12 protein-coding genes are annotated in these 21011 nt (G+C 69.5%); 6 read left to right on the plus strand and 6 right to left on the minus strand.

Features of this window, described 5'->3' with window-relative positions; translation table 11 throughout:
* Positions 1 to 565: 565 nt before the first annotated feature.
* A complete protein-coding gene (locus ACIBNE_RS40580) occupies positions 566 to 3013 on the plus strand; it encodes a tetratricopeptide repeat protein (protein WP_399281033.1) in 2448 nt (815 codons plus the stop codon).
* A 421-nt stretch (positions 3014 to 3434) separates the two neighbouring features.
* Positions 3435 to 6281, plus strand: a complete 2847-nt coding sequence (locus ACIBNE_RS40585; RefSeq protein ID WP_399281035.1) for a tetratricopeptide repeat protein — start codon at positions 3435 to 3437, stop codon at positions 6279 to 6281.
* Positions 6282 to 7155: 874 nt separating this feature from the next.
* On the opposite strand, the gene ACIBNE_RS40590 is transcribed toward ACIBNE_RS40585, so the two are convergent.
* Positions 7156 to 7338, minus strand: a complete 183-nt coding sequence (locus ACIBNE_RS40590) for a hypothetical protein (RefSeq protein ID WP_399281037.1) — start codon at positions 7336 to 7338, stop codon at positions 7156 to 7158.
* A gap of 31 nt (positions 7339 to 7369) precedes the next feature.
* Here ACIBNE_RS40590 and ACIBNE_RS40595 point away from each other — a divergent pair, with 31 nt between their 5' ends.
* The 4 genes from ACIBNE_RS40595 to ACIBNE_RS40610 all read left to right on the plus strand — a co-directional run bounded on the left by ACIBNE_RS40595 (position 7370) and on the right by ACIBNE_RS40610 (position 14741).
* Positions 7370 to 7801: a helicase associated domain-containing protein gene (locus ACIBNE_RS40595; protein WP_399281039.1), complete on the plus strand. Its 432-nt coding sequence runs from the start codon at positions 7370 to 7372 to the stop codon at positions 7799 to 7801.
* A gap of 453 nt (positions 7802 to 8254) precedes the next feature.
* On the plus strand, positions 8255 to 11317 hold the full coding sequence (locus tag ACIBNE_RS40600; RefSeq protein WP_399281041.1) for a tetratricopeptide repeat protein: 3063 nt from the start codon (positions 8255 to 8257) through the stop codon (positions 11315 to 11317).
* Positions 11318 to 11632: 315 nt separating this feature from the next.
* A complete protein-coding gene (locus ACIBNE_RS40605) occupies positions 11633 to 13981 on the plus strand; it encodes a hypothetical protein (RefSeq protein ID WP_399281043.1) in 2349 nt (782 codons plus the stop codon).
* 616 nt (positions 13982 to 14597) lie between these two features.
* Positions 14598 to 14741 (plus strand): hypothetical protein, encoded by a 144-nt coding sequence (locus ACIBNE_RS40610; protein ID WP_399281045.1) that lies wholly within the window; start codon positions 14598 to 14600, stop codon positions 14739 to 14741.
* 37 nt (positions 14742 to 14778) lie between these two features.
* Here the strand turns inward: ACIBNE_RS40610 and ACIBNE_RS40615 are convergent, their stop codons facing one another.
* The 5 genes from ACIBNE_RS40615 to ACIBNE_RS40635 form a co-directional block, all read right to left on the minus strand.
* Positions 14779 to 16824, minus strand: a complete 2046-nt coding sequence (locus ACIBNE_RS40615) for a hypothetical protein (protein WP_399281047.1) — start codon at positions 16822 to 16824, stop codon at positions 14779 to 14781.
* A gap of 48 nt (positions 16825 to 16872) precedes the next feature.
* Entirely contained in the window at positions 16873 to 18960 is a 2088-nt protein-coding gene (locus ACIBNE_RS40620) for a hypothetical protein (protein WP_399281049.1), read from the minus strand.
* Entirely contained in the window at positions 18957 to 19631 is a 675-nt protein-coding gene (locus tag ACIBNE_RS40625) for a hypothetical protein (RefSeq protein WP_399281051.1), read from the minus strand. The genes ACIBNE_RS40620 and ACIBNE_RS40625 overlap by 4 nt, the downstream gene beginning before the upstream one ends.
* A gap of 222 nt (positions 19632 to 19853) precedes the next feature.
* Positions 19854 to 20234, minus strand: a complete 381-nt coding sequence (locus tag ACIBNE_RS40630) for a hypothetical protein (protein ID WP_399281053.1) — start codon at positions 20232 to 20234, stop codon at positions 19854 to 19856.
* A gap of 361 nt (positions 20235 to 20595) precedes the next feature.
* Positions 20596 to 20892 carry a hypothetical protein gene (locus ACIBNE_RS40635; RefSeq protein WP_399281054.1) on the minus strand — a complete coding sequence of 99 codons (297 nt, stop codon included), beginning with the start codon at positions 20890 to 20892 and terminating at the stop codon, positions 20596 to 20598.
* Between the last annotated feature and the right edge of the window lie 119 nt (positions 20893 to 21011).

Consider the following 21011-nt stretch of genomic DNA (forward strand, 5'->3'; position numbering starts at 1 on the left):
GCGCGCGGTCTGCTCCGCAGACACAACGCGCCGCCGCTACGCGGCGAAATACGTGCAGCGCTCCGCGCTGCTGCCGACGCTTCGCGTCGGCCTTCTGGTCCGCTCCGCGGCCCCGAAGGGGTCAACTCCGTTGGCCTTGGCTCGGGTCGCTCCGCGATCCGGCCGCCGGGGGCGCGCTCCGCGCTTCCCGGAAAAGCGGCTGGCTACAGGGTCGGGGCTGTCCGGTGGTCGGTTTTCTGTTCGATGGTTTTGGGCTTTGCCTCTCGCTGGATCTGATGCTTCGTCATCAGGTTTCTGAGAGGCGGTCGCTGGTGCAGGGGTCGTGGGCTCGTGTGGATCTGAACCGTATCCTGCTGTGTGCTTCAAAATAGTTTAGTGCTGGATTCTGTGGGAGGGGCTGTTGCCCATCGCACGGGGTGCGGGCTGTTGGGGAGTGATCGAGAGGGGGTGGGGCCGGTCGGTCACGGTCCTGTCGCACTGCCGGTGATTCCCGTACCGGAGCCTGCGCGGCCTTCTACCGTGGGATCAGGCTGACAGTGAACGGCCTTGTTCGGGGGTGGAGTTGATGGCGGACCAGGCAGAAGGACCGGACACTTCCGGCGGGCAGGTTCCCTTGGACGGGCCGGGTTCCGGCCCTGGCCAGGATGATGCGGTCCAGGTCAGCAACAGCGTCTCCGGAACAACGGTCCACGGCCCTGTCGTCCAGGCCGGGTCCATCGGCACGTTCATCCACCACGCCCCTCCCCCGACAGCCCGCGCTGAGGTGGCCTGGCCGCTGCGCATCGGCGCCGTTCCTGACCTGGCCACCGCCCACCAGCCCCGGACCGCGCTGCGTGAACAGATCCACCGCGCCCAGAGTGCGGCGGGCACGGTCGTGCTCAGTCAGGTCCTGTCCGGCGGCGGGGGCGTGGGCAAGACCCAGCTCGCCGCCGCCCTCGCCCACCACGCCGGACACGACGGAACCGACCTCGTCCTGTGGGCCGACGCCACCAGGGCCGAACAGGTCCTGGGCGCGTACGCGCAAGCCGCACTCCTGGTCCAGGCACCCGGCGCCACCGGACAGGACGTGGAGAGCGACGCCAGGGCGTTCCTGAACTGGGCGGCCACGACCGGCCGATCGTGGCTGATCATCCTGGACGACGTCACCGAACCCGACGCGCTGCGCAGCTGGTGGCCGCCCACCGGCGCCCACGGAGCAGGAGAGGGGCAGCCGCCGGGTGCACGCGAGGCTGCCGGGCCGCAGCATCGCGCGGTGGTCACCACCCGGCTCAAAGGCGCCGACATCAGCGGCGGCGGCCGCCACGTCCTGGACATCAGTACCTACACAGCCGCCGAGTCCGCAGCGTTCCTGCGGGAGCGCCTCGTCCTTGCCGACGCAGGGCACCTCCTCGATGAGGCCGTGGACGACGTCGGTACCGTGCTGGGGCACCTGCCGCTCGCCCTCGGCTACGCGGCCGCATGGATGATCAACGAAGACCAGCCCTGTGGTACGTACGTCCGGCACTTCCGGGACCAAAAGCGCAGGCTCGGCCAGGTGCTGCCCGCCCGGTGGAGCGGGGAGGCGTACGACCGGGAGATCGCTGTGGCGCTGCTGTTGTCGCTGGACGCGGCGCAGGCGGCCGAGCCGGTCGGGCTCGCGCGGCCGGCGCTGGACCTGGCGGCGTTCCTCGACCCGGCAGGACACCCCGCCGAGTTCTGGCAGACCGACGCGGTCACCGGCTACCTCACCCGCACCCGCACCGGAGCCGCGGCGGCTGGTGATGGGGGCGGTCGTGGACGGGAACGTGACCGGGACACAGACCCTGCGGTCCTGGCCGGGGCGGGGGCCCTGGGGCCGGACGTGCGGGAGGAAGCGGTGGGTTCGGGCGGGGACGCAGAGCGTGTCCCGGTGGTGGACGCGGCGACTGCGCGCAGGGCGATGCGGCTGCTCCACCGCTACGGACTGATCAGCACCCGGCGGGACGATCCGCAGCGCACGGTACGGATCCATGCGCTCACCGCGCGCGCCGCACGTGAAGCCCTTCCCGAACCAGGCAGGGGTGTGGTGGTGGGGGCGGTCGCGGACGGGCTGCTGGAGCTGTGGCCGGAGGAAGACCAGCACGACATGGCCAGGGCCGCGGTGCTGCGCGCGAACACCGATCACCTCTATCCCCTGGCCGGCGACCATCTCTGCTCCCGTCATGCTGGTGTGCATGGGGTCCTGTCCCGGGCCGGGGAAAGCCACGTACTCAGCGGGCTTCCCGGCCTGGCCGTGGCCTACTGGGAGAGCCAGGCCGCTCACGCGCAGCGCCAGTTTGGAGCCGAGCACTCCGACACCCTGACCGCCCGCGCCAACCTCGCCCTCAGCTACCAGGCCGCGGGGCGCACCAGCGAAGCAATCGAGCTCCAGGAGCAGATCCTGGCCGACCGCGAACACCTCCTCGGCCACCACCCCCACACCCTGACCACCCGCGCCAACCTCGCCACCAGCTACCGGGAAGCGGGGCGCACCAGCGAAGCCATCGAGCTCCTGGAACGGGTCCTGGCCGACAGCGAACACCTCCTCGGACCCCAACACCCCCACACCCTGACCATCCGCGCCCACCTCGCCGCCAGCTACTGGACGGCGGGGCGTACCAGCGAAGCAATCGAGCTCCAGGCACAGGTCCTGGCCGACAGCGAACACCTCCTCGGACCCCAACACCCCCACACCCTGACCGCCCGCGCCAACATCGCCCACAGCTACCGAGATGCGGGGCGTACCAGCGAAGCCATCGAGCTCCTGGAACAGGTCCTGGCCGACCATGAACACCTCCTCGGACCCCAACACCCCGAGACCCTGGACACCCGCGACAATCTTGCCGTCAGTTACCACGGCACGGGGCGTCGGGGCGAGGCTGTGGGGCTGCTTGCACGGGTGGTCGAGGACTCACGGCAGGTACTGGGCGAGGAGCACCCCCGTACCAGAGCCCGGGTGGAGAGGCTGCGGCGGTGGCGTGAGCAGGACACGTCCCCGCAGCCCGGCCAGGACTGACGGGGTGGCTGAAGAGCTGGCGTGCTGCCGCACTCCGGCCCTGCCTCCCCCAGCAGCCGGGACACAGCTCGCAGCGTGGCGGGAGGGACTCGGCATGCGCTGGCAGCCGGGGTGTGTGCGAGGCGCGCGGTCCACATTCCCAGCTGCGCGTGAGGTCCGCCGGTCCGCGGCACGGGCTTGCCCTTCACGGGCGGGGGCCGGGGCTGGGTGGTCACGGTCCTGTCGCACTGCCGGGCATTGCCCGTACCGGAGCCTGCGCGGCCTTCTACCGTGGGATCAGGCTGACAGTGAACGGCCTTGCCCGGGGGTGGAGTTGATGGCGGACCAGGCAGACGGACCGGACACTTCCGGCGGGCAGGTTCCCTTGTACGGGCCAGGTTCCGGACCGGGCCAGGATGATGCGGTCCAGGTCAGCAACAGCATGTCCGGAACGACCGTGCACGGGCCCGTCGTCCAGAGCGGATCGATCGGCACCTTCACCTACCAGGCCCCTCCCCCACCAGCCCACGGGAAGGTGGCCTGGCCGCTGCGCATCGGCGCCGTTCCTGACCTGGCCACCGCCCACCAGCCCCGGACCGCGCTGCGTGAGCAGATCCATCGGGCCCAGAGCGCGGCGGGCACGGTCGTACTCAGCCAGGTCCTGTCCGGCGGCGGGGGCGTGGGCAAGACCCAGCTCGCCGCCGCCCTCGCCCACCACGCCGCCCACGACCGCACCGACCTCGTGCTGTGGGCCGACGCCACCAGGGCCGAACAGGTCCTGGGTACCTACGCGCAAGCCGCACTCCTGGTCCAGGCGCCCGGTGCTGCCGGGCAGGATGTGGAGAGTGACGCCAGGGCGTTCCTGAACTGGGCAGCCACGACCAGCCGGTCGTGGCTGATCATCCTCGACGACGTCACCGAACCCGACGCACTGCGCGGCTGGTGGCCACCAGCCAGCGCCCACGGAACAGGAGAAGAACATCCTCCGGGCACGCGCGAGGCTGCCGGGCCGCAGCATCGCGCGGTGATCACCACCCGGCTCAAGGGCGCCGACATCAGCGGCGGCGGCCGCCACGTCCTGGACATCAGCACCTACACAGCCGCCGAGTCTTCGGCGTTCCTGCGCGAGCGGCTGGGTGCCGGACATCTGCTGGACGGGTCTGTGGACGAGGTGGGGGTGGTCCTGGGGCATCTGCCGCTGGCGCTCTGTTACGCCGCCGCGTGGATGATCAACAAGGATCTGCCGTGTGCTGTGTATGTGGAGCGCTTCTGTAACGAGCGGAAGCGGCTTGATGAGGTGCTGCCCGCTGTTGGAAGCGGTGAGGGGTACCAGCGTGATGTCGCGGCGGCGCTGCTGTTGTCGCTGGACGCGGCGCAGGCCGCTGAGCCCGTCGGGCTCGCCGTACCCGCCCTTGACCTGGCGGCGTTCCTCGACCCGGCCGGACACCCTGCCGAGTTCTGGCAGACCGGGGCGGTGGCCGCGTACCTCACCCGCGCGGTCGCGGCCGCCCCGTCCGGCGGCGGACACGGCCCCGGCGGTGAACTCGGCCCGAGCCCGAGCCCGGCTCTGGAGGAAGACGGCGTGCCCGCGGCCGGGCCGGGGGCTGCAGACACGGCCGGTTCCGCCGACGGCGGCGATGACGACGGGCGCGTCGCGGCGGTGAGTCGGGAGACCGCGCGCGAGGCAATGCGGCTGCTGCACCGCTACGGGCTTGTCACCACCCGGCACGACGACCCGCAGCGCGCCGTACAGATCCACGCTCTCACCGCGCGCGCCGCACGCGAAGCCCTCCCCGAAGGAAACACGGGTGTGGTGGTGGAGGCGGTCGCCGACGGGCTGCTGGAACTCTGGCCGGAAGAAGACCACCACGACATGGCCAGGGCCGCGGTGCTGCGCGCGAACACCGACCACCTCTACCCCCTGGCCGGCGACCACCTCTGCCTCCGTCACGCCGGTATGCACCGGCTCCTGTCCCGGGCCGGGGAAAGCCACCTGCTCGCCGGGCTGCCTGACCTCGCCGTCGCCTACTGGGAACACCAGGCCGCCCACGCGCAGCGCCAGCTGGGAGCCGAACACCCCGACACCCTGACCGCCCGCACCCACCTCGCCACCAGCTACTGGACGGCGGGGCACACCCGCGAAGCCATCGAACTCCAGGAACAAGTCCTAGCCGACCACGAACACCTCCTCGGACCACGGCACCCCGAGACCCTGACCGCCCGTGCCAACCTCGCCATCAGCTACCAGGACGCAGGACGCACCAGCGAAGCCATCGAACTCCAGGAACAGGTCCTAGCCGACAGCGAACAACTCCTCGGACCACGGCACCCCCACACCCTGACCGCCCGTGCCAACCTCGCCGGCAGCTACCGGGATGCGGGGCGCACCGGCGAAGCCATCGAACTCCAGGAACAAGTCCTAGCCGACCACGAACACCTCCTCGGACCACGGCACCCCCACACCCTGACCACCCGCGCCAACCTCGCCAACAGCTACCGGGACGCAGGACGCACCGGCGAAGCCATCCAGCTGGAGGAGCAGGTCCTGGCCGACAGCGAACAACTCCTCGGACCACGGCACCCCCACACCCTGACCGCCCGCGACAACCTCGCCACCAGCTACCAGGCTGCGGGGCGCACCGGCGAAGCCATCCAGCTCCTGGAACAGGTCCTCGCCGACAGCGAACACCTCCTCGGGCACCGGCACCCCGACACCCTGAACACCCGCGCCAACCTCGCCACCAGCTACCAGGCTGCGGGGCGCACCGGCGAAGCCATCCAGCTCCTGGAACAGGTCCTCGCCGACAGCGAACACCTCCTCGGGCACCGGCACCCCGACACCCTGGCCGCCCGCGCCAACCTCGCCATCAGCTACTGGACCGCAGGGCGCACGGGCGAAGCCATCGACCTGGAGGAGCAGGTCCTGGCCGACAGCGAACAACTCCTCGGACCCCAACACCCCGACACCCTGAACACCCGCGCCAACCTCGCCACCAGCTACCAGGCTGCGGGGCGCACCGGCGAAGCCATCCAGCTCCTGGAACAGGTCCTCGCCGACAGCGAACAACTCCTCGGACCCCAACACCCCGACACCCTGACCACCCGCGCCAACCTCGCCATCAGTTATCGGGATGCGGGGCGTGGGGGCGAGGCTGTGGGGCTGCTTGCACGGGCGGTCGAGGACTCCCGGCAGGTACTGGGCCAGGAGCACCCCTACACCAGAGACCGGGTGGAGGCGCTGCGGCGGTGGCGTGAGCAGGACACGTCCCCGCAGCCCGGCCAGGACTGACGGGGCGGGTGAAGAACCGGCGTGCTGCCGGGCGGCGCGCGATGAGCACCGGGCGCCTGGATGTGCTGGACGGCGTCGCACCCGGCTGATGCCCGGTCTGGAACGCGGGATGGCAGCGGCACTTCCAGCTCCTCAAGGCCCACCGCGACGCGGGCAACCCGGTCCCGATGGAGGCGGGCGAGGTCGTGGTCCAGGGCGAGGACCTCGGGCAGTGGGTCCGCGCGCAGCGCTTCGACTGGGAGCATCTGGTGGTGGGGCAGCGGGTGCTGCTGGAGATCCTGGGGCTTGAGCCTGCTGGGGAGGGGGAGCGGCCGGTGCAGCGGACGCAGGACGGCAGGTGGGCGGTGAACATGGCGGCGGCGCGGCAGTTCCACGGGCGGGAAGGGCATCTGCGGGTGCCCCGGGAAGTACGTGGAGGGGTTGGTGGCCGGTGTTGGGTTGGGAGGGCGTCAGCCGGGTGCTGGCGGTGTGTTGGTGAGGCTGGGGACGTTCGTGGACAACGTCCGGCGGCGGGCTGACAGGCTCACCGCCGGGCGGCGGGCGGAGCTGGATGAACTGGGGATGCGCTGGTGACGGTGGGTGGGGGTGAGGGTCGGGCGTGATCGCGGTTCTCTGTCCGAGGGGCGTGGCGTGAGCGTGGGGAGGGATGTTGTGACCGGCACCGGATGGCACCTGCACGGCCCTGACGGGGACACCGTTCCCGACACCGGTTGGGGGTGCGTTCCCGACATCGGCTGGGGACACGCCCCCGCCCCCTGCTGACCTGCTTGGAGAACAGACTTGCGCCCCGGTTCCCGTCTTTCAACGGCGGGTCCGGGGCGCAGTGCTGTCCGGGGGCTTTGGCCGCGTCAGCACCATGCTGACGCGGGGCGGGTCAGGCGGCTTCGCCGCGCATCTCCTCCAGAACGACCTCGGGCGCGGTCTCGCCGGGCTTCACCGGCACGATCCGTACGACGTCGCCGTTCGCCTCCAGCCGGGCCTTCTCCTTCTGCGCAGCTGAGGCGCTGTAGGAGACGGCGGACTCGTGTACATGGCAGCGCCACTTCCGGCTCGTCAAGGCCCACCGCGACGCGGGCAACCCGGTCCCGATGGATGCCGGCGACGTCGTGGTCCAGGGCGAGGACCTCGGACACTGGGTACGCGCACAGCGCCTCAACGGGGAGCAGCTGATGGTGGGGCAGCGGGTGCTGCTGGAGATCCTGGGGCTCGAACCCGCCACGGTGGAGGAGCGGCCGGTGCAGCGGACACAGGACGACACGTGGGCGCTGAACATGGCCGCGGCCCGGCAGTTCCACGCCCGGGAACATCACCTTCGGGTGCCCCGCAAGCACGTGGAGGAGTTGGGGGCCGACGTTGGGGCGGGAGGGCGTCAGCCGGGTGCTGACTGCGCCGGAGACGGCGGCGGGCGGGGTGTCGTGGGCGTGCGGCTCGGGATGTTCCTCGACAACGTCCGGCGGCGGGCCGACAAGCTCACCCCGGCGCGGCGGGCCGAGCTGGATCAGCTCGGCATGCGCTGGTGAGTGCGGGGAAGCTGGGTGTTGTTCGCCGGGAGGGAGCGCCGGGCTGGGCAGGCGGGGCGGTCGGCACGGATACCGACGGCCCCGTGGTGTTCCCTCATCGCAGGAGTTGGGTCAGGGCACCGGTGAAGACCGCGGCGAGGACGGCACGGTCCTGGTGAGGGTGGTGGGGGTGGGTCGCGCCGTCCAGAGGGGCCAGCTTCCCGCGGCCGTGGCCACCAGCACCGCGATCGTCAGGGCCGGCACGATGCCAAGGACGAGCAGCACGAGAGACAGAGGGGCATGGTCAACTTCCTTTCACGCGGGTGGTGATGTCGTGCATCAAGGTCTGCGAAAAGGTGTCCGGCGGGGTCCGTCCCGGACCATGATGGACATTCCCGGGCGTCACCGGCTCCCCTTGCTCGGCAGGGGCCTCGTGGCCCGGCAGGGGACGCAGCGGGGAAAGGCAGGGGAAACATGGGCGCTGGAGAACTGTCGGCCTTGCGGGTGCGGCTGAACAACGCGCTGGCTGTTTCCGGGCTGACCAAGAGCCAGCTCGCCGTCCGCGCCGGACGCTCACGCACGGTCGTCTACCAGGCCCTGCGCGACGGGGACCCCGCGCCCAGCCCGGCCACCGTCGCCGCCCTCGCCCAAGCCCTGGGTCTTCCTGTTGACGAGGTCTTGGAACAGTTCCGCACCGCCACCAGCACCAGCACCAGCACCAGGGCTGACAGTACTGGTGAGCCCGGTGAAGCCGGGGGCAGCGTGTCCCCCGGCGAGAACGGTGAGCCGGTCGGGAGTGCGTCAACTGGTAGTGACGGGACGGGAGGGGTGCCAGGAGCGGGCGGGATGGGGAACCGGGTCCACAACAGCGTGTCCGGAACGACGACGGTGCACGGCTCGCTCGTCCAGGCCGGGTCCATCGGCGCCCTCACCCTCGTCCAGCACCAGCACGCCCCTCCCCCACCAGCACCCGCACCGGCACCGGGAGGTGGACCCGCCTGGCCCCTGCGGATCGGAGCCGTCCCCGACCTGGTCACCGCCCATCAGCCCCGCACCGCGCTGCGTGAGCAGATCCACCGTGCCCAGAGCGCAGCGGGCACGGTCGTGCTCAGCCAGGTCCTGTCCGGCGGCGGGGGCGTGGGCAAGACCCAGCTCGCCGCCGCCCTCGCCCACCACGCCGGGATTGACGGAACCGACCTCGTCCTGTGGGCCGACGCCACCAGGGCCGAAGAGGTCCTGGGCACCTACGCGGCCGCCGCACTCCTGGTCCAGGCACCCGGCGCCGCTGGACAGGATGTGGAGAGCGACGCGCGGGCCTTCCTGAACTGGGCGGCCACGACCGGCCGGTCGTGGCTGGTCGTCCTGGACGACGTCACCGAACCCGACGCCCTGCGCGGCTGGTGGCCACCAGCCGGTGTTCATGATGGCGGTGGGCAGGTTCCGGGGGAAGACGGCGGTGCCGGGGTGCGGCATCGGGCGGTGATCACGACCCGGCTGAAGGGCGCCGACATCAGCGGCGGTGGCCGGCACGTCCTGGACGTCAGCACCTACACAGCCGCCGAGTCTGCGGCGTTCCTGCGAGAGCGGCTCACCCTCGCTGATGCCGGGCACCTCCTCGATGAGGCCGTGGACGAGATCGGGGACGTGCTGGGGCATCTGCCGCTCGCGCTCGGGTACGCGGCCGCGTGGATGATCAACGAGGACCAGCCGTGTGCTGTGTATGTGGAGCACTTCCGCGATCAGGAGCAGAAGCTCGACCAGGTCCTGCCCGCGAGAGGAAACGGGGAGGCGTACGGGCGTGAGGTCGCGGCGGCGCTGCTGTTGTCGCTGGACGCGGCGCAGGCGGCCGAGCCGGTCGGGCTCGCCGCACCGGCCCTCGACCTGGCGGCGTTCCTCGACCCGGCCGGGCATCCCGCCGAGTTCTGGCAGACCGGGGCGGTCCGTGCGTACCTTGCGAGGGCGCGCCGGTCCGGGAAGGGCGTCCGGGGATGGCGGGGTTTGCTGGGGCGGGTGTTCTCTTCGTCTGGCCGGGCTGCGGTGGGTCCGGGTGCCGGGCGTGAGGCGATGCGCCTTCTGCACCGGTACGGGCTGATCACCACCCGGCACGAGGATCCGCACCGTGCCGTACAGATCCACGCGCTGACCGCGCGCGCCGTACGCGAAGCTCTCTCTGCGGAGAGCAAGGGCACGGTCGTGCGGGCTGTCGCGGATGCGCTCCTTGGGCTGTGGCCCGAGGAAGACCATCACGACATGGCCCGCGCCACCGTTCTGCGTGCCAACACAGATCATCTGTGGCCGTTGGCGGGCGATCTTCTCTGGCAGCCGGACGGTCATGAGCTTCTCTACCAGGCTGGGAGCAGTCACTGGCGCAACGGGCTCCCCACAGCGGCCCTTGCCTACTGGGAATGCCAGGTCGCCTTCGCGGAAAGACTGCTGGGAGCCGGCCATCCCGACACTCTGACCGCCCGCGCCAACCTCGCCACCAGCTACTGGACCGCAGGACGCACCCGCGAAGCCGTCCAGCTCCTGGAGCAGGTTCTGGCCGACAGCGACCGCCTCCTCGGACCCCAGCACCCCGACACCTTGACCGCCCGCGCCAACCTCGCCACCAGCTACTGGACGGCGGGGCGCACCGGCGAAGCCATCGCCCTGGAGGAACAGGTCCTGGCCGACCGCGACCGCCTCCTCGGACCACGGCACCCCGACACCCTGACCGCCCGCGCCAACCTCGCCAACAGCTACCGGGACGCGGGGCGCACCAGCGAAGCCATCGAGCTCCTGGAGCAGGTTCTGGCCGACAGCGACCGCCTCCTCGGACCCCAGCACCCCGACACCCTGACCACCCGCGCCAACCTCGCTGCCAGCTACTGGACAGCGGGGCGCACCGGCGAAGCCATCGAAATGGAGGAACAGGTCCTGGCCGACAGCGACCGCCTCCTCGGACCCCAGCACCCCGACACCTTGACCGCCCGCGCCAACCTCGCTGCCAGCTACCGGACCGCAGGGCGCACCGGCGAAGCCATCGCCCTGGAGGAACAGGTCCTGGCCGACAGCGAACACCTCCTCGGGCACCAGCACCCCGACACCCTGAACGCCCGCGCCAACCTCGCCGCCAGCTACCGGGACGCGGGGCGCACCAGCGAAGCCATCGAGCTCCTGGTGCGGGTCCTGGCCGACCGCGAACAACTCCTCGGACCCCAACACCTCCACACCCTGAACACCCGCGCCAACCTCGCCACCAGCTACCAGACCGCAGGACGCACCCGCGAAGCCATCGACCTCCAGGAACAGGTCCTGGCCGACCGCGAACACCTCCTCGGACCCCAGCACCGCGACACCCTGAACACCCGCGCCAACCTCGCCACCAGCTACCACGGCGCGGGGCGTGAGGGCGAGTCCGTGGGGCTGCTTGCACGGGTGGTCGAGGACTCCCGGCAGGTTCTGGGTGAGGAGCACCCCCACACCAGAGACCGGGTGGAGAGGCTGCGGCGGTGGCGTGAGCAGGACGACACGTTCCCGCAGCCCGGCCAGGACTGACGGGGTGGGTGAAGAACCGGCGTGCTGCCGCACCCCGGCCCTGCCTCCCACAGCGGCCGGGACACAGCTCACAGCGTGGCGGGAGGAACCCGGCATGCGCTGGCAGCCGGGGTGTGTGCGAGGCACGCGGTCCACGTTCCCAGCTGCGCGTGAGGTCCGCCGGTCCGCGGCACGGACTTGCCCTTCACGGGCGGGGGCCGGAGCTGGGTGGTCACAGTCCTGTCGCACTGCCGGTGATTCCCGTACCGGAGCCTGCACGGCTTTCTACCGTGGGATCAGGCTGACAGTGAATGGCCTTGTTCGGGGGTGGAGTTGATGGCGGACCAGGCAGACGGACCGGACACTTCCGGCGGGCAGGTTCCCTTGGACGGGCCGGGTTCCGGCCCTGGCCAGGATGATGCGTTCCAGGTCAGCAACAGCGTGTCCGGAACGACGGCGCACGGCCCTATCGTCCAGGCCGGATCGATTGACACTTTCATCTACCAGGTCACTCCCCCACCAGCCCACGGTGAAATGGTTTGGCCAGTACGAGTCGGCGCCGTGCCTGACCGGGCAGCGCCTGGCCAGCCGATCAGCGAGTGGGAGCCGCACCAACTCGAGGTGCATCCCGCCGGCCCCGGTGAAAGCGCACCGGGCGAGGACGGAGTGTGGGCGTTGCCCGGGTACGTACGACGCGCGCATGATCGGGTGCTGGCCGACGCGGTGGTGGCAGCAACGGCGGGCCGCAGCGGCATCGTGGTGCTGGTGGGCACGTCCTCGACGGGCAAGACCCGGGCATGCTGGGAAGCCGTCCAGCCGCTCGCCGAGCAGGGGTGGAGACTGTGGCATCCCTTTGATCCGACGCGTGCCGAAGCTGCGCTGGAAGACTTGCACCGAGTCGGACCGCGTACGGTGGTGTGGCTGAACGAGGCACACCATTACTTCGGCGACCGGCAGTTCGGTGAACCCATCGCGGCGGCCGTGCATCAACTGTTGATCGACAAGGAACGCGGCCCGGTCCTGGTGCTGGGCACGCTGTGGCCGGATGATGACCACGACTACACCGCTCTGCCCCCAACCCGCGGGGACGATCCGTACAGCCGGGTGCGGGAACTGCTGGCCGGTCGCACGCTGAGCGTCCCGGACGTATTCGACAACGCAGCCCTGGCTGCCGCGACCGCCTTGGCCGAACAGGGCGACACGCTGCTGGCCAGCGCACTCATCCGCAACCGGAGCAGCGGCCGGATCACCCAGGACCTGGCCGGAGCCCCCGAACTCCTGCGCCGCTACGAACAGCCCCGCCAGGCTGCCGCCCGCGCCCTGCTGCAAGCGGCGATGGACGCCCGCCGGTTCGGCGTCGGTCTCCACCTCCCCAAAGCCTTCCTGACCGACGCGGCCCTCGGCTACCTCGGCGATGACGACTACGAACAGCTCAGCAAGGACTGGGCCGAGCAGGCATACGCCGAGCTCGCAGTGCAGGTCCACGGCAAGCAAGCACCCCTGCGCCTTACCCGCCCTCGGCCGCCACGGCACCCGTCTGCCCCCACTGCCCGAACCACCATGCCTCCGTCCACGGGCCCAGTCCTCCGGCTCGCCGACTACCTGGAACACCACGGCCGCTATACCCGCCGTCATCTATGCCCGCCCGAAGCGTTCTGGAACTCCGCCTACAACCATCTCCGCCCTGAGAGCCTCCGTGCCCTTGCCGACGCAGCCAGAAGCAGGTTCCGTCTGCGATGGGCCCACCGCCTCTTCCAACAAGCTGTCGACCACGGTGATACCGAGGCTCTGCTCGGCATGGCCTGGGCACGGGAGAGAGCTGGAGACCGGGCCAGTGCCGAGGAGATGTACCGTCGGGCCGCCGACCACGGCCACACCCACGCTCTGCTCCCTCTGGCATTGCTGCGGGAGGAGGCCGGGGACCGAGCTGGCGCCGAGGCCCTGGCCCGCCAGGCCGCCGACCGTGGCCACACCGACGTCCCACGCCGCCTGGCATCGGCGCGGGAGAAGGTTCAGGACGACCGCCTCCTCCAGCAGGCAGCCGACAACGGTGACACCGAAGCCCTGCGCCGCCTGGCACTGATGGGGGAGATGGCTGGGGACCCGATCGGCGCCGAGACCCTGGCCCGCCAGGCCGCCGACCGTGGCGACACCACCGCCCTGCTCAGCCTGGCCGGGATGCGGGAATCAGCCGGGGACTGGGCCAGTGCCGAAGTGTTCTACCGCCAGGCCGCTCACCATGGCAGTACCAGCGCCCTGCGCCGCCTGGCCTCGATGCGGGAAGAGCTTGGGGACCGGGCCAGTGCCGAGGAGCTCTACCGGCAGGTCGCCGACCGGATCAATAGCGGGTTCCTGCGCCGTCTGACATTGCTGCGGGAAGAGGCCGGGGACCGGGCCGGTGCCGAGATCCTGGCCCGGCATACCGCCGACCGTAGCGACAGCGACGCCCTGTACTACCTGGGGCTGATGCGAGAGAGAGCCGGCGACCGAGCGGGAGCCGAGATCCTGATCCGTCAGGCCTCCGACTACGGCAGCGCCGAAAGCATCTCCAACCGCACCGATTGCTGGCAGGGCCTGCTCAGGCGCTGGCCGCACGGTCTCGACCCGGACGGCACACCCACGTCTCCATGGAAACCACCCCAGCCGACCGGCCGGAAGAAACACGCACCGCCAGTCGCCCCTTAGTGAAACGGCTGACCGCAGCCAGTTCACGCACATCGCACGCTGGCGGAGCGAGGGAGCGGCACTGAACATTTTGATGAGAGTCATCAGTCCTGCCCCTGAGCGAGCTGCTGGTCGACGTCCCTGGTCTCGGGGTTCGCTGCTGTCACGGCCGATGACCCCGAGCGTGCTGCGGCGGTGACTGCGGCCATGCTCGCAGGGCACCCCCCGCTGCCCGGACAGACCCGCACACACCTGCCCCGCGCCCGGCGCTCGGCCGAGGTCAAGGTCGAGGCCGAGGTCGACTTCCTCGAGACCCTTGCGCGGCGGGCCCCATCACGGTGCTCGTGAGCGCGTAGGAGGGGGCCGGGAATTGAGCAGCCCCGGGGCGGCGAACGTACGGGACCGGTGGCTGGCGGGCGTTTCGGGCGCAGACGCTGGCGGAGTTCGAGCAGGAGATGCTGCTGAACGACGACCAGATCGACAACGCACTCAACGTGCTGGTCCTGGACGACCCCAGCCACTGGTCACTCCTGCAACGCACGACACTGGCCCTGGCCCTGGTCTGGGACATCGCCGCTCTGGCCGGGTACGCCGCCCAGCTCGCGGCCGCCCCCGAGGAGCGGGCGGCCGAACTGCTGTGGCAGGGCGGGACGGGCACCAGCACCAGCACCAGCACCAGGGCCGCGGCTTTCCCGCCGATGTCAGCGATCCGGCGGGGCGCCCGGTGGACTACGGACTGCTGGACGAGCTGGTGGGCGCGCAACACGGAGTCCTCACCTGAGAGCCAGGCGGCGCCGCGTCTGGGAACACGTCGACAGCTACGCGGGGGCGGGGCGCAACAGGTTGGGATTCTCGCGTCCTCCCGGGACTCGGATGGTGACGACAAGGCATGGCTCGGCTTCGCCGACACGTTGGACGGGTTCGATCCAGATACTGTCGAAGAGGTTCGCGGCGCCTTCAGCGTCCACGGTTTTGTCGAGAGCTAGCAGGATGGCGAATCCAGCGTTGGCGTTTTGGTATTCGGCGGCTTGGGCGACGTATTGACGGAGTGCGGTTTCGCTCGCGTCGTCTTCTTCGATCTTGCATTCGACGTTGAATTGAACGGCACCGAAGGAGACGAGGATGTCGGTTCTTCCGCCTGCCTTGTCAATGACTTCTGAGTTAATGACTCCGAAGAGCGCCGAGAACTGCAGCACCTCTCGGTAGTGCTGGTGGAACAGAGCTTCGTCCACCTTTTGCTTCTTCTGGTCCTTGTCGCGTTTGCGGAGGTACTCCGTGTAGGAGCCGCCCATCTTCCGGCCGACGTCGTAGCAGAGGTACGCGAAACGGATCGTGGTTTCCAGGAGAACGGTGAACTCGTGGGCGATGCCGGGAAGCCAGTCGCGGGAGCCTTCCAGCTGTGTGAGGAGTCGCGCCTTGAGGCGGCCGTACTTGGGGTCGGCGATGGGCGCGAGGACGTCGTCGTGAGTGCGCAGGCCGAGCTCCAGGCGGTCGAGGACATGCTCGGGCGTTTGGTCAGCGAACGCAGCGAAGTCGTCTTTGAGTTGGTGTGCCAGCCGCTGCCAGCGTCGTGCTTTTCCCTGATCAGCTGCCTGCTGATCGCTGGGGTTCCCTCTGCTCTTGGTTCGGCTGAGGAGGCTGGCCAGGAGCTGCTGGGCCGCAGGATCGTCGCGGATCTCCTTGTCGTGGGCCAGGGCGTGCTGGAGGAAACGCTGCCGGTGCTCGTGCTGGAGGAAGGCGTCCTCAATCACGGGGGCCACCAGGGTCTCCACGGCCGCAGCTGCAGGGGTATCCGTGAGTACGGCGACCGTGTTGTGCGCGGTGTACGCGCGGAACAGTGCCGTGAGGATGTCGTGGCCGCCCTCGTACCAGGGGTCGTCGTCCTCAAGGTGTGTGGCAGCACCGTCGAGCATGACGGTGAGTTCTGACCAGGCGGTGACGTCGTTCTGGCGCGGCCGTCCCCAAGCTGGGGTGCGTGTGCGGTAGCGATAGTCCCGGTAGCGGTGGAGGGTGTCGCGCAAAATGGATGCGGCGGTGCGGACGCGTGTGAGGGCATCGGGAGCGGACAGGCCGAGGATGGCTTCGAGGGCTGCGTGGTAGAGCTGGGCGTCCAGGCGGTCGGGATCGAGAGTGATCAGCTCGGCCAGCCGGTCCTGGGTTTTGCGGAGTTGCTCGGCCATGGGCGTGTATTGGTCTTGTTCCAGAGCCTGGCGTAGGTCGCCGAGGGCGAGTTCGAACGCCGCGTCCCGGCAAGTGTGGTCGAGCATCAGGCAGCGTTCAAGAGCTTCGCGGAGACCGGCGCCGGGGTGGTGGGCGTCGAGGACGCCGAGGAGGCGGGGCAGGCGAGTAGCCATTGCCTCGGGAAGTGCAGCCAGGTCCTCGGTTACTTCGTCCATGGCGCCGAGGAGACGCGCGGCCTTGGTGACGCCGGACAGGGTGAGCTGGACGAGGCAGTCCGCGGCTTCCACTCCGATGAGGGCCGCGACGATGTCGTCGTCGGCATCCTGAGCTTGTTGGAGACGGGTGAGTAGCACGCGGGTCAACGGGGTGCCGAGTTCACGTGCCAGCGATGGGCGGCTGGCGAGGACGTCGGTGGCGCTGGCGAAGGCCGCGTGGTTCCTGTTGGCCCTAATGCCGTTGAGGACGGCGTCGTACAGCGGCTTGCACGCTTCGGTACCGAAAGCGTCGAGGTGATGTGCGGTCGCCTGGATAAGGTAGTGAAGGAAGGGCCCCTGGGCGAGGTGGTCAGCAGCGGCGAGGACTGCGTCAAGACCTCCGAGGTCGACCACCGCCGGGCCGGCGCGCAACTGGGGGCGGGAGGCGTGTGCGGCCCACTGGGCCAGGCGTTCGTCGATGACGTGCACGACGTCTTCTGCCTCCCCTGTCGTCGCTGAATGCCCTGGTGGCCTGGCCTAGAAGAGCTGGCGCTTGTCAGAACCGGTCACGGTACGGTCCTCGGGGAAGAACTCCCAAACGGCGTCGTCGATCGATGTGATCACGATCTGGATGCCCGGGTCGTCTGCCGCGGTCTCGTAGAGGGTCTTGATGCACTGACGCGCGTTCTCGTGGGAGAGCTCTTCGGCTGTGGGCGCGTCGATGAGCAGCAGACCGGGGTGGGACATGATGCCGCGTTGACGGCCGACTTTGATCATGCCGACGATGGCCGCGATACGCATGCGTAGGCGGTCGGTGGGGCTGAACGCCGCGAAAGGGTGCTTTTTGCCGGTCTTGCAGGCGTTGAGGTGTCCCGCCAGGTTGAGGTCGACGCTGGTCAGGTTGGCCACGCCCAAGTCATGGGCAATGCTGACGATCTCGTCGTTCAGATCGGTGAAGAGGGCCTTGCTGTGGTCGGCGACCACCTTCGACAACACCTCGGCGGCCGCCTCCAAGATGGCATCACTGTCGTCGGAGTCGTCCTCGACGTCCGCCAGGCTCGTCGTCGCAGTGACGTAGTCACCAACCACCTCCGGCAGGCCCGTCCCGTTGCCGGTGGCGACTGCCAGAGCACCGCGCAGCTGGTAGACGGCCTCCCGGGCGGAGTCGAGACGGGAGTACCAACTGCCGGAGCGCGCTGTGGTAAGTCGGGCGTTCGCAAGCTCGTACGCGACACGGCTGTTGTGGCAGGCGGCCCGGGTCGTCTCTACGGCCTGCCTGGCTGTGTCTTCGGCTGTGCGGGAGGCATTCACCCGGGCCTCCAGACGGCTGAGCAGTGCGGCTCGCGCCTCTGGGTCGTCTTGTACCTCCGGCAGAGGGCTTGCGCACACCGAGCACCGATGTTCGTTCTCCTCCGCGGTACGGCGGGCGTCGTCGATCTCGTGGTCGCAGCGTGGGCAGGACTCAGGCTCAAGCGCTCCCAAAAGGGCCCGGGCCGCGTTGCTTTGCTCAGCCCGGCGAACGGCTCTCTCGTCCTTCAGGCGCGCCTTGCGCGCGAGGACGCTGCCTTCTTCAGCCTCCTGGAGAGCCGCCTGGTCGTGCGCGAGCCGGCGTGCGGCGGCATCGACGTCGGCGAGCAGACCTGTCAGGTCGGGCTGGCCCGCTTCCAGGGCCGCCACCTTCTCCTTGGCAGCGCTGAGCGCCCGGCGCAGCGGCTCGGTCTGCTGCTCGCGGGCCTGGGTATCCTCCCGTACCCGGCGTTGAACGCGGTTGCTCTCCTGGGTGTCCTTCTTGCGGGCCGTATTGATCTGGGTCAGCTCGGACGCGTAGGGGACGTCGAGGAAGAGCTGCATTAGCTTCACAGGAAGCTGGTTGTACGACGTCGGGCCCAGCAGGATGCTGGAGTTCCCCGCGTTCAGCGCGATGGCATAGAAGTAGCTGGCCCAGCCGTGCACCTGCTCCGCGCTGTCGCGGTTGCCGTCGGCGTCCTTCGGTGCCCCGGCCTCGGCCGCCCACAGGGGCAGTGGTCGCAGCCCCAAGCGGTCGAGCATGAAGCGGTCGATGAGCTCCTTGACGCCGTCGGGTTCCGCGGTGGCCACCACACGGACGCCGGGGCCGGTCTCCTGGCAGCCCTTGAGGACTGTGAGGTGATCGAGGGTGTCGGCGCTCAGGAGCCGGCAGCTGGGGCGGCCAGGTTTGTCGAAGGTCAGGCGGATGGAGGCGGCGACGCCGGCGACCTCGATGTCCGCGCGGACGTAGGAGAACCAGCCCACTGTTTCGGGTCGTTTGAAGGCGTCGAAGCCGTCGCCGCGCAGGGCGTAGCTCAGCGCCCACAGAAGGCTCGACTTGCCGGCATTGTTCAGGGTGCTGGCGATCGCCCACGGGCCCGGTCCCAGCGTCATGTCGCGGGTGAAGGCGCCGTCGTTGTCGTCCGTGTCGGACTTGGTGCCTTCGCAGTACAGCCGGTGCACGACCAGTTGCCGGCGCGCGGGCAGTGGGCTGGTGGGTTGGATGCCGTGGGCAGACAGAGCGTCGCGGACCCTCTCCGCGCCGACGGATGGCACGCGGGCGGCGATCTGCTCATACAGCTCAGCCTCAGATGGCACCGGCAAAGACTCTGTGGTCATGCGGCGTCCCCCTGCTCTGCTTCGGCGCGCAGCCGGGCCAGGCGCGTGCGGGCCCGGTCGGCAATCGACGGGATGACCTCGTTCAGCGGGGTCTGGGCGTAGTCGCGCTGCAGGTACTGGCGTTTGCGCAGCGCCAGGGCGGTGTGCCCGGTAGCTTCGGCCAGCGCGCGAACGAGGCGGGCGCGCTCGGTGTACCAGGCCAGGACCGGAAACTGCTCCGTAGCCCGTTCCGCGAGCTCGCGGCCCTTGGCCGTGAGGTAGTAGTTGTCCTGAAGAACCCGCTGGGCGGTGCGCCGCGGCACGACCAGCACCAGCCGCGGTGCGGCCAGGACGCTCATCGCCTGGTCGATGTACTCGAACGCCCCGAACAGGTAGCGCAGCATGGGGATGGCGCAGATCTCGGGCTCGTCCGAATCCAGGATGAGGCCGGCCAGCTCCAGGTTGATGGCTTCCTTCTCGCGCTCGTAGTCGTTGAGAAGCTCATCGGCCAGGTAATCCGGGTTGCGCAGCCAGAAGTCGAGCTTCTGAAGCCTTCCCTCGGCGCGCAGCACAGCCACCGCGTCCGTCGGCGCGGCCTGCTGCTCTGCTTCGTTCAACGGATCAGACACCGCCGCGATGAGCAGCAGCAGCCGAATGGCGTCGGAGAAGCGATCCCCCTCGTCATCATCCACTGACACACCGTAATGACTCGCGGTGGGGTTGAACAATGCCCCTGCAGTGACCACTCAGGGCCTGTAGAAGGGACCGGGTCCTGGATGTGGCCGTGGCATCCAGCCCGGTGCCGAAGCAATGGCCGCCAGAATGAAGCCGCGATGGGTGTGGCTCCTTAGCGAGGGACGGGCCGACTTGGGCCTTGCCACACGGCTTCGAGCCCAGAAACGCGGACTTCGTAGTTACTTCGCCGGATCGGGCCCGTAGGTAACGGTATCGGGCACGTCGAGTGCCACACCGGTATGGCATCCCTCGATCCACGCGTCTCGCTCTTCTCGGTCCAGGCCATCCAGGAGCTCGTCAGCGCATTCCTTTTGACCTACGTGGGTCGGATACCGCGTGTCCGGTCCGCCCGGCTGGGTGCATATGTCCTGGCGAGCAGCGACTTCGCCGCCTGTCGTGCAGTACTCGAAGGCGTCGTCGATAACGCGCTTTGCGTAGGCAGACGCCGTCTTTTCCCCGAAGTGGTAGCCGTGCCAGTATTGCTCGGCCTTGTCCTGATCCGAGGTGCACGCTGTCAGTGTGAGCGCGGCGAGCAAGACCGGTATCAGCGTGCGTCGCATATGCCGGAGCTTACGTTAAAGCGCGAGGCCGTCTTCCTCTCTTCCCTGCGGAACTCCGCCGCTGCCTTTCGCTGCTCCGTGCACGGCGCGGCTCCCGGGGCGATGACACCGGGAGCCCCGTTCCTCGGGGGGTGCTGTGCACTGACGGGTTCAACGAGCAGTCCCGCCCATGGTCACTGCCAGGCTCCTCGCCCGCTCATGGCCCCGGATGCCTTTCTGCGCTGCGTCAGTGTGGCGCTGGCGTCCGGGCTGTCCTCGCGCCACGGGCCCGCACGAACGGTCGGCAAAGAGACCGGTAGGCGCGGGAGCCCCCGCCGGTTGGCCGGGCGGGGGCTCGTGTCGGGGAGATCTCGCGAGGTCGTCAGTTGTTGACGGTCAGGTGGTTGAGGATGTCCCACTCGGAGAGGAGGTCGATTTCTGAGTTGTCGGAGTTGTTCTGCTGGTTGTGGTTGTTGGATCCGTTGCTGTGGTTGTTGACGTTGTTGTTGTTGCCGTCGTTGATGGCCTGGTTCTGGGAGAGGAGGTTGACCAGGGCGAGGTTCTCGCCGATGAGGTTCCAGCCTGGGTTGTCGTCGGCGAAGGCGGGACCGGTGGGGGTGAAGATGGCCGCACCGGCGAGTGCAGCGACGGCGAGCGTACGGCTGAGGATCTTGTTCATGTCCGGGGCAACGAGATCGCACCTCGCCGGGTGCGGCAGTTCTCCTGCGATGACCCGATGGGCTCACTCAAAGTGCGTGTGGCACACGATAAGTCCGCTGTCACGGAAGATTTCGCAAC

Source organism: Streptomyces sp. NPDC050504, from assembly GCF_044458065.1.
GTDB lineage: Bacteria > Actinomycetota > Actinomycetes > Streptomycetales > Streptomycetaceae > Streptomyces.